General features: G+C 47.5%; 1 protein-coding gene. It reads left to right on the top strand.

Features of this window, described 5'->3' with window-relative positions; all coding sequences use genetic code 11:
• Positions 1-79: 79 nt before the first annotated feature.
• Positions 80-10,714, top strand: a 10,635-nt coding sequence (locus VIN08_RS17970; RefSeq protein ID WP_331967830.1) for a hypothetical protein, incomplete at its 3' end; no start/stop codon positions are given.

The raw sequence follows: 10,714 nt of genomic DNA on the forward strand, positions 1-10,714 counted from the left end.
GAAAACTCTTTACAAGTATTTTTTGCTCTTAGCACTCCCGCTTATTTTTTCCAATTCAGCTTTAAGCCAATGCTTAACCTTGTCTCCTGTCTCAGTAGTAGATGTAAAATGTAATGGAGGAGATGATGGTGAGGTTACAATTTCTGTATTAACAGGAGTGGCTCTGTTCAGTTATGAGCTCCAATACATAGATGCAGGAGGCCCAACGGCACTTGGTGCTGTTAACGGAACAACATCAACGACAATCACTTTTAAAAAGGGAAATGGCACGCTGGATCCTGTTGCTGAAGCTAATTTCGGTATGCCGGCAAATAGCGGATCATCATTTTATCGAATAGTTGTCAGAGCGAGTGGTACGGGGAACTTCGTGTGCGAACGAAAACAAACTGATTTTACCATTGGAGAGCCATCAAATCCGCTTCAGATTACCGTTAACTCAATCAGCCCGGACTGTAATCCGTCTGTTGGATTAGGTGAAGGAGACGTTGATATAACTACTTCCGGAGGAACTGCTCCTTATACTTTCTTATGGTCAGATGGAGCTACCTCTGAAGACCGTACAAATATAGATGCAGGCACTTATACATTAACGGTTACAGATGCCAATGGCTGTAAGACAACACAATCAGTAACAATTCCAGTAGTAACCCAGGCAAATGCCGGTGCCGATCAAAATGTCTGTGCCGATAATACGACACTTGCCGGTAATGCTGCCGGCTCCGGAGAGATCGGTACATGGACCGTTATATCAGGAACAGGTACGTTTACAAATGCTAATTCTCCGACTACAACAGTCGGAAATTTGTCGTTTGGAGCCAACGTATTTCGCTGGACGATAACGGATTCCGGACTTACCTGTGCCGGAACAACTTCGGACGTAACGATTACGCGAAGTACACCCGCTTCAGTTGATGCCGGAGCACCTCAAACGATCTGTACCGGAGGATCAGTGACCTTGGCTGGTACTATTGGAGGCACAGCAACCAGTGCTACGTGGAGTGGTGGTGGTGGAACATTCTCACCCAACAATGCTACTTTAAATGCTGTATATACTCCGACTGCTGCTGAAGCGACAGCGGGAAGTGTTACATTAACATTGACTACCAACGATCCGCTGGGACCTTGCCCGGCAGTAAGTGATGTAGTAACCATTACAATCAACCCTACGGCTACTGTGGATGCAGGCCCGGCACAGACTATATGTGCAGGAAGCACTGCTACTCTTGCCGGTACATTTGGCGGATCGGCAACCGGTGTATCATGGAGTACTTCGGGTGATGGTACATTCAATAATATAACAAATCCAAATGCTATATATACCCCGGGGGTAAATGATATAGCTGCTGGAACAGTTACGCTAACCTTAACAACTGATGATCCTGCGGGACCATGCTTGCCTTCGTCTGATAATGTAGTGATTACGATCAGTCCGGCAGCAACGGTAGATGCTGGTCCTGCCCAAACAATTTGCGGAAGCAGTACAGCTACATTGGCTGGTACTATTGGTGGCTCAGCTACCAGTGCTACATGGAGTGGCGGTACAGGTACATTCTCACCGAACAATACAACATTAAACGCAACATATACACCGAGTGCAGCCGAGATAACAGCAGGTACAGTAACATTAACACTTACAACCAATGACCCTGCAGGTCCTTGTCCTGCAGCATCCGATAATGTTACGATTACATTAGATCCGGTAGCCACGGTAGATGCCGGTGCTGCTCAAACTATATGTGCCGGTAGCACAATAACTTTAGCTGGTACTATAGGAGGAGCTGCTACCAGTGCTACATGGAGTGGCGGTACAGGAACATTTGCTCCGAACAATACTACACTGAACGCAGTCTATACTCCAAGTGCTGCAGAAGTTACAGCCGGTACAGTAACCCTGACGCTCACAACCAACGATCCTGCCGGATTGTGTTCTGCAGCAACGGATAACGTTACCTTTACGATCAATCCAGCAGCTACGGTAGATGCAGGCCCTGCTCAAACTATTTGTAGCAGCAGCGCCGTTACACTTGCTGGTACTATAGGTGGTTCGGCAACGAGCGCTACCTGGAGTGGCGGTACAGGAACATTTGCTCCTAATAATACTACACTGAATGCGGTGTATACACCGAGCGCAGCCGAGATAACAGCCGGTACAGTTACACTGACACTTACTACGAATGATCCGGCTGGCGCATGTACTGCCGCATCCGACAATGTTACCATCACAATCAATCAAGCGGCTATCGTTGATGCCGGTGCAGCACAAACTATATGTGCCAGTAGCACAGTAACTTTAGCGGGTACCATAGGAGGTTCAGCTACGAGCGCTACCTGGAGCGGAGGAACCGGAACGTTCGCTCCTAATAATACTACGCTAAATGCAGTTTATACACCAAGCGCAGCCGAAGTTACAGCCGGTACAGTAACATTAACGTTGACTACGAATGATCCTGCAGGAATTTGTCCGGCAGCAACGGATAATGTAACGATCACAATTAGTCCTGCAGCAACAGTTGACGCAGGCCCTGCTCAAACCATTTGTAGCAGTAGCACCGTTACACTTGCTGGTACTATAGGTGGCTCAGCTACGAGCGCTACCTGGAGTGGCGGTACAGGAACATTTGCTCCTAATAATACTACACTGAATGCGGTGTATACACCGAGTGCAGCCGAGATAACCGCGGGTACAGTTACGCTTACGCTTACTACGAACGATCCTGCAGGTCCATGTACTGCGGCCACCGATAATGTTACAATCACGATCAATCAGGCGGCTATTGTTGATGCCGGCCCGGCACAGACTATATGTGCTGGTAGCACAGTAACATTAGCAGGTACCATAGGAGGTTCTGCTACGAGCGCTACGTGGAGTGGAGGAACCGGAACGTTCGCTCCTAATAATACTACACTTGGAGCAGTCTATACGCCAAGCGCAGCCGAAGTTACGGCCGGTACAGTAACATTAACATTGACTACGAATGATCCTGCAGGAATTTGTCCTGCAGCGACAGATAACGTTACGATCACGATTAGTCCAGCAGCGACAGTTGATGCCGGTCCTGCTCAAACAATCTGTAGCACCAGTACTATTACGCTTGCTGGTACTATAGGCGGTTCAGCTACGAGTGCAACCTGGAGTGGTGGTACAGGAACATTTGCTCCTAATAATACTACACTGAATGCAATCTATACTCCGAGTGCAGCCGAGATCACAGCAGGTACAGTAACATTGACACTTACTACGAATGATCCTGCCGGTGCTTGTACAGCAGCCAGTGATAATGTAACCATTACAATCAATCAGGCAGCCACAGTAAATGCAGGTACAGATCAAACTATATGTGCTGGTAACACAGTAACATTGGCCGGTACTATAGGAGGTTCGGCTACGAGCGCTACCTGGAGTGGAGGTACAGGAACATTTGCTCCTAATAATACAACATTAAATGCAGTATATACTCCAAGCGCAGCGGAGATAACGGCCGGTACAGTTACGCTTACACTTACAACGAACGATCCGGCAGGTATATGTACGGCGGCTACAGATAATGTAACAATTACCATTAACGCTGCGGCTACTGTAAATGCCGGTCCTGATCAAACGATTTGTGCTGGTAACACAGTAACATTGGCGGGTACCATAGGAGGCTCAGCTACCAGTGGAACGTGGAGTGGCGGAACAGGAACATTTGCTCCTAATAATACTACGCTAAATGCAGTTTATACACCAAGTGCCGCTGAAGTTACAGCCGGTACAGTAACCCTTACTCTTACAACGACTGGGCCATGCGCAGCAGCAACGGATAATGTTGTCATTACAATCAGCCCTGTCGCAACTGTAAACGCAGGTCCGGATCAAACAATCTGTGCAGGAAATACAGTGACTCTAGCAGGAACGGTAGGAGGTTCAGCTACAGGTGGAACCTGGAGTGGCGGCACAGGCACATTCGCTCCTAATAATACTACACTAAATGCGGTCTATACACCAAGTGCCGCTGAAGTTACAGCAGGTACAGTAACCCTTACACTCACAACGACTGGACCATGCGCAGCCGTAACCGATAACGTAACCATTACGATCAATCCGGCAGCAACCGTAAATGCCGGACCAGATCAAACGATTTGTGGCGGTAATACAGTAACACTAGCCGGTACAATCGGAGGTTCAGCTACAGGTGGAACCTGGAGTGGAGGCACAGGCACATTCGCTCCTAATAATACTACACTAAATGCAGTCTATACACCAAGTGCTGCTGAAGTTACAGCAGGTACAGTAACCCTTACACTCACAACGACTGGGCCATGCGCAGCCGTAACCGATAATATAAACATTACAATCAATCCTGCAGCAACTGTAAACGCTGGCCCGGATCAAACGATCTGCGGAGGAAGTACAGTGACATTGGCAGGTACAGTCGGAGGATCAGCTACAGGCGGAACGTGGAGTGGCGGTTCAGGAACATTTACTCCTAATAACACAACATTAAATGCAGTATACACACCAAGCGCTGCTGAAGTATTAGCAGGAACTGTAACCCTCACACTTACAACGTCTGGGCCATGCGCAACACTTACTGATAATGTGACGATCACGATTAACCCGGTTGCTACTGTGAATGCTGGCCCGGATCAAACAATCTGTGCTGGAAGTACAGTAACATTGGCGGGTAGTGTAGGAGGTGCTGCTACCACAGGAACGTGGAGTGGTGGCACGGGCACATTTGCTCCTAATAATACAACACTGAATGCAGTTTATACACCAAGTGTGGCCGAAGTTACAGCCGGTACAGTAACACTTACATTAACAACGAATGATCCTGCAGGCCCATGCGGAGTTGTAACAGATAATGTAACAATCACCATTAATCCTTCTGCTACAGCGAATGCCGGTCCGGATCAAGCGATCTGTGCAGGAAATACAGTAACACTCGCAGGCTCAGTAGGAGGTTCGGCTACAGGTGGAACCTGGAGTGGCGGAACAGGAACGTTTGCTCCTAATAATACAACACTGAATGCCGTCTATACACCAAGTGCAGCGGAAGTTACAGCGGGTACAGTAACCCTTACGTTGACTGCCTCTGGTTCATGTACTTCAGCAACAGATGATGTTGTCATTACAATCAGCCCGGCAGCAACGGTAAATGCTGGTCCCGATTCAACCATCTGTGCTGGTGATGCAATAACATTGGCAGGTTCAGTCGGAGGCTCTGCTACAGGCGGCACATGGAGTGGCGGTACAGGAACATTTACTCCTAACAACACGACATTAAATGCAGTCTATACACCAAGCGCGGCAGAAGTATTAGCCGGTACAGTAACCCTTACGCTTACAACGTCTGGTCCATGCGCAACGGCTACGGATAATGTAACGATTACTATTAGTCCTGCCGCAACTGCAAATGCAGGTGCCGATCAGACTATATGTGCAGGTGAAACGGTTACACTGGCAGGAAGTGTGGGTGGCTCAGCTTCGAGCGGAACGTGGAGTGGAGGTACAGGAACATTTACTCCGAATAACACAACATTAAATGCGGTATATACACCGAGTGCTGCTGAAATTACAGCCGGTACAGTAACACTGACCTTGACTACGAATGATCCTGTTGGTTCATGTACACCAGCGTCCGATAATCTTACTATAACAATTAAGTCTTCAGCAGTTGCTGACGCAGGACTTGATCAGGTGATCTGTGCTGGTAGTACAGTAACACTGGCAGGTGCTGTTGGAGGTTCCGCTACCAGTGGAACGTGGAGTGGTGGTACAGGTACATTTACTCCGAATAACACAACATTAAATGCAGTCTATACACCAAGCGCTGCTGAAGTTACGGCAGGAACTGTTACACTGACTTTAACTACTGATGACCCGGCAGGCTCGTGTACAGCCGGTACAGACGATGTTACAATTACCATTAGTGCTCCTCCCTCTGCAGCGAATGCCGGACCAGACCAAACGGTTTGTGGTCCTGCAACCTTGGCGGCCAATACCCCAACCGTTGGAACGGGAGCATGGTCAATTGTAAGTGGTACAGGAGGAAGCTTTGCTGATGCAGCAGATCCGGCAACTACATTCTCTGGAACAGGCGGCACTACATACGTGCTTCGCTGGACAATCAGCAATGGTACATGTACTCCAACAGCCGATGATGTTTCTATTACATTTGATATAAATACACCTACAACAGCCAACGCCGGACCTGATCAGGCGATTTGTACAACGGCTACAGTATTGGCAGCTAACACTGCGGTAGTAGGTACAGGAACCTGGACTATATTAAGTGGTACAGGGGGAAACATTGCTAATGCTAACAGCCCTACATCAAGCTTTACAGGTACCGCTGGTACAACGTATGTACTTCAATGGTCTATAAGTACAGGCGGAAGCTGTACACCAAGTACAGACGATGTTACGATTGCTCTTCAAGTAGCAGCATCTACTGCTAATGCAGGACCAGATCAGACATTGTGTGCTACAACTACTACTTTGGCAGCAACTGCTCCAACTTCCGGAACAGGAACCTGGACGATTGTAAGTGGAACAGGTGGAAGCTTTACCGATGCAGCAAACCCGACAACTAATTTTGCAGGAACAGCAGGGCAGACTTATGTATTGCAATGGACTGTTTCAAATTCATGCGGATCTAATAATGATCAGGTAACAATCCAATTTGAACAAACACCTACTGTTGCCAACGCAGGTCCTGATCAAACAGGTATATGCGGCCCAGCCACACTGGCGGCCAATACCCCAACCGTTGGAACAGGAGCATGGACTATCGTAAGTGGTGCAGGTGGAAATTTTGGAGATGCTTCAAGCCCGACATCAACCTTTACAGGAACGGGCGGTACTACCTATGTACTGCGCTGGACAATCAGCAATGGATCTTGTGCTTCAAGCTCGGATGATGTGTCCATCACATTTGATGTAAACACACCAACTGTAGCCGATGCCGGAGCAGATCAGACCGTCTGTAATACAACAGCAACAATGGCGGGTAATGTGCCAGTTGTTGGTGCAGGTAAATGGACTATAGTTAGTGGTGCGGGTGGAAGTTTTGTAGATGATCTGAGTCCAGCAACAGCCTTTAATGGAACAGCAGGTACTACCTATGTATTACGCTGGACTATCACCAGTTCATGCGGCAGCTCATCAGATGATGTTCAGATTATATTCGATCAGGCTCCAACAGTAGCAGATGCCGGTCCTGACCAAACAGGAATTTGCGGCCCTGCAACGTTAGCTGCGAATACCCCAACCGTTGGAACCGGAGCATGGACTATCGTAAGTGGTACGGGTGGAAGCTTTGCTAATGCGGCCAATCCGACAACAACATTCTCCGGAACAGGAGGCACTACTTATGTACTGCGCTGGACAATCAGTAACGGATCTTGTACACCAAGTACGGATGATGTATCCATTACATTTGATATCAATACACCAACTACAGCGAATGCCGGTCCTGACCAAGCACTATGTGCAGTTGTAACAACAACCCTTGCGGCCAATACCCCGGCCGTTGGCACAGGTCAATGGACTATCGTTAGCGGTGCAGGCGGAAGCTTTGTAGATGACCTAGATCCGGCAACAGTCTTTAACGGAACTGCTGGTACTACTTATGTATTACGCTGGACGATCAGCAACGGAGCAATTTGTACTCCGAGCACAGATGATGTAACGGTAGCCTTTGAAGTTGCTCCAACAGCAGCAGCTGCTGGAACAGATCAGGCACTGTGTGCTACAACGACTACACTGGCGGCCAATGCTCCTACATCTGGAACAGGCGTATGGACTATAATAAGTGGCACAGGTGGAAGTTTTGTTGATACCGCTGACCCAACGACAGACTTTACAGGTACAGCGGGTCAGACGTATGTTCTGCAATGGACTATTACTAATTCTTGCGGATCTACTAACGATCAGGTAACGATTCAATTTGATCAGACTCCAACTGTTGCAGATGCGGGTCCTGATCAGACGGGTATATGCGGACCAGCCACACTGGCGGCCAATACCCCAACCGTTGGAACGGGTGCATGGTCTATTGTAAGTGGAACGGGCGGAAGCTTTAGCGATACTGCTTCTCCATCAGCAGTGTTCTCCGGAGTAGGAGGCTCTACGTATGTATTACGCTGGACAATCACTAATGGGACATGTGCAGTAAGTACTGACGATGTATCGATAACATTTGATCTCAATACACCAACAACAGCAGATGCTGGTACTGACCAGGCGCTCTGCGGAACATCCGCTACATTGGCAGCGAATACGCCGGTGGTTGGCACAGGAAAATGGACTATAGCCAGTGGTACGGGAGGATCGTTCGTGGATGATACTAATCCTACGACAGACTTCAGTGGTACTGCAGGCACAACCTATATATTGACATGGACAATCAGCAATGGATCAAGCTGTACGCCAAGTAGTGATAATGTGCAAATAGCATTTGAGGTAGCACCTACAGCAGCGTCAGCAGGACCTGATCAAACCTTGTGTGCTACAACAGCGACATTGGCTGCTAATACACCAACATCCGGAACCGGTACCTGGACTATAGTGAGTGGTACAGGCGGAACGATTACAGATATCAATGATCCTGTTTCTGGCTTTACGGGTACTGCAGGTCAGACGTATGTATTGCAGTGGACTATTGCTAATTCTTGCGGTTCTACAAATGATCAGGTTACTATAAAACTGGATGGAACACCTACGGTAGCAAATGCTGGTCCTGACCAAGGGTTATGCGGAGTGTTTACTGCAACGCTGGCCGCCAATACCCCGACCGTTGGAACAGGCGTATGGGTAATCGTAAATGGAACAGGTGGCGTTGTTATTACACCGGGCAGTCCTACTTCTCAATTTGTGGGTGTATCCGGTAATGCCTATACACTTCGTTGGTTGATCACGAACGGCTCATGTACACCAAGTTTCGATGATGTAGTCATCAATTTCTCGGCATCACCCGTGGTAACAACTCCGGTTACTATATGTGTAAATGCTGCGGCTCCAGTGTTAACAGCAACAGCGACCGGTGCTACCAGCTTCAAATGGTATCAGGTAAATGGTGCGACTAAAACATTGTTAGCAACCACTGTTACAGGCAGCTTTACGCCTGGAGCGGAATTGGATCGTACAACAGCAGGCTCTGTAACGTACGAGGTAACAGCTGTATATAGCTGTGGTGAGAGCCCAGGTTCTCAGATCGTGGTAAATGTATCGAATACCGGAGCATGCGGTGGAGGCGGTACGGGTAATTGTGCTACAGTGAAGATTGTACCACATCCTCATCCTGCAACGTGTACATTGTCGAATGGATCTGTAACATTCACAATCAATCCATTAGTGCCGGCTGTTAATATATATGGCGTGATTATAAAGATTGATGGTATATCCAGCACGAACCTGTCGATAACACGTACCAATTATAACGACACAACCTTTGTTAACTTGCCGATGGGTACCTATACCTATTCAATAGTATACGGAGACTCAACAGTAAGCTGTATCAAGCCAGGTACCTTTACGATCGATCAGTCAGGTACAGTAGGAACACCAATAGCATCTAATATTGTTCAACCGGTTTGTGCCGGTACAGCAACTGGTGCACTGACATTAGATGTACCAGGGGAGACAGGTAATGTACTTGAGTGGTCATTGGATGGTGGTGTTACGGATACTTGGAAGAAGTTCACTGCAGGAAATCAGATTACAGGTATACCGGCAGGTGCGGCTCCTACATTTGAGCGTGTTATAAGTGTGAGAAGAAATTCTTTGGACCCTTGTAATGCGGCCGTAACAGTAGTTATAAAAGATGCTAATTCGCCTATAACAGCAACCTTTGATATAACGTCATCTACATGCAATGGTAATGATGGTGCGATCAAGAATATCGTAGCCAGTGGAGGCGGTGGCGGGCCATACGAGTTCTCTATTGGCGGAATCTTCCAGTCAACCAATGAATTCTTGGCTATATCCGGTGGTTCTTATACACTTACCGTGCGCGATAACCTTGGTTGTGAACAAGACTTAACTGCAAATGTTACATTCCCGGGCTTCATAGATTTCACGGTTACTCCTGTAAATGCAGTTTGCTCGAATAATGGTTTGAGTGGTGAATTGATTGTTCGATTCACAAACCCTGGAACCTATCAATTGGGTATCAGTGCTGATATGTCAGTAGAGCCGACCAAGTATGAGACCTATACTACATTTGATCCAGCGAACGATGTACCATTCGTATTCGATTCATTGGCTCGTGGTACATACTTCGTGTTTGCAAAAAGCTCGGCAGCCTTGTGCGCAACACGTCAGGGAAGCTTCCCGATAGATGGTGTATATTCGATCTCGTTTGATATAGTTTCGGAATGTGCAAACAATGAAGTCTCTATATCGTTAACGAACCTTACCGGTGAACCAGGTACACCAATTGAAATACAGGTGTTCAAGAAATTCACCAATATTATAATGGAAACTATTCCGGTAGCATCTATACCGGCTACAAGCAGTGTGCTGCTGGAGTATGCAGATCATCCATTCTTACAACTTCCGGATGAGTATCAGATTCAGATCAATCAGGTACAGTCGGCTTCCTTCTGCTTGCTGTCCTCTAAACTGGTGGATTATAAAGTTGCTCCTCATCTGTTCGCTCAGGTTGGAACAACCAGCAAATCATATCCGGATATATTTAATGGTAAGATGCAGGTAACGAATTTCTCAGGC

The organism is Ohtaekwangia sp. (assembly GCF_036568665.1).
Taxonomy (GTDB): domain Bacteria; phylum Bacteroidota; class Bacteroidia; order Cytophagales; family Cyclobacteriaceae; genus Ohtaekwangia.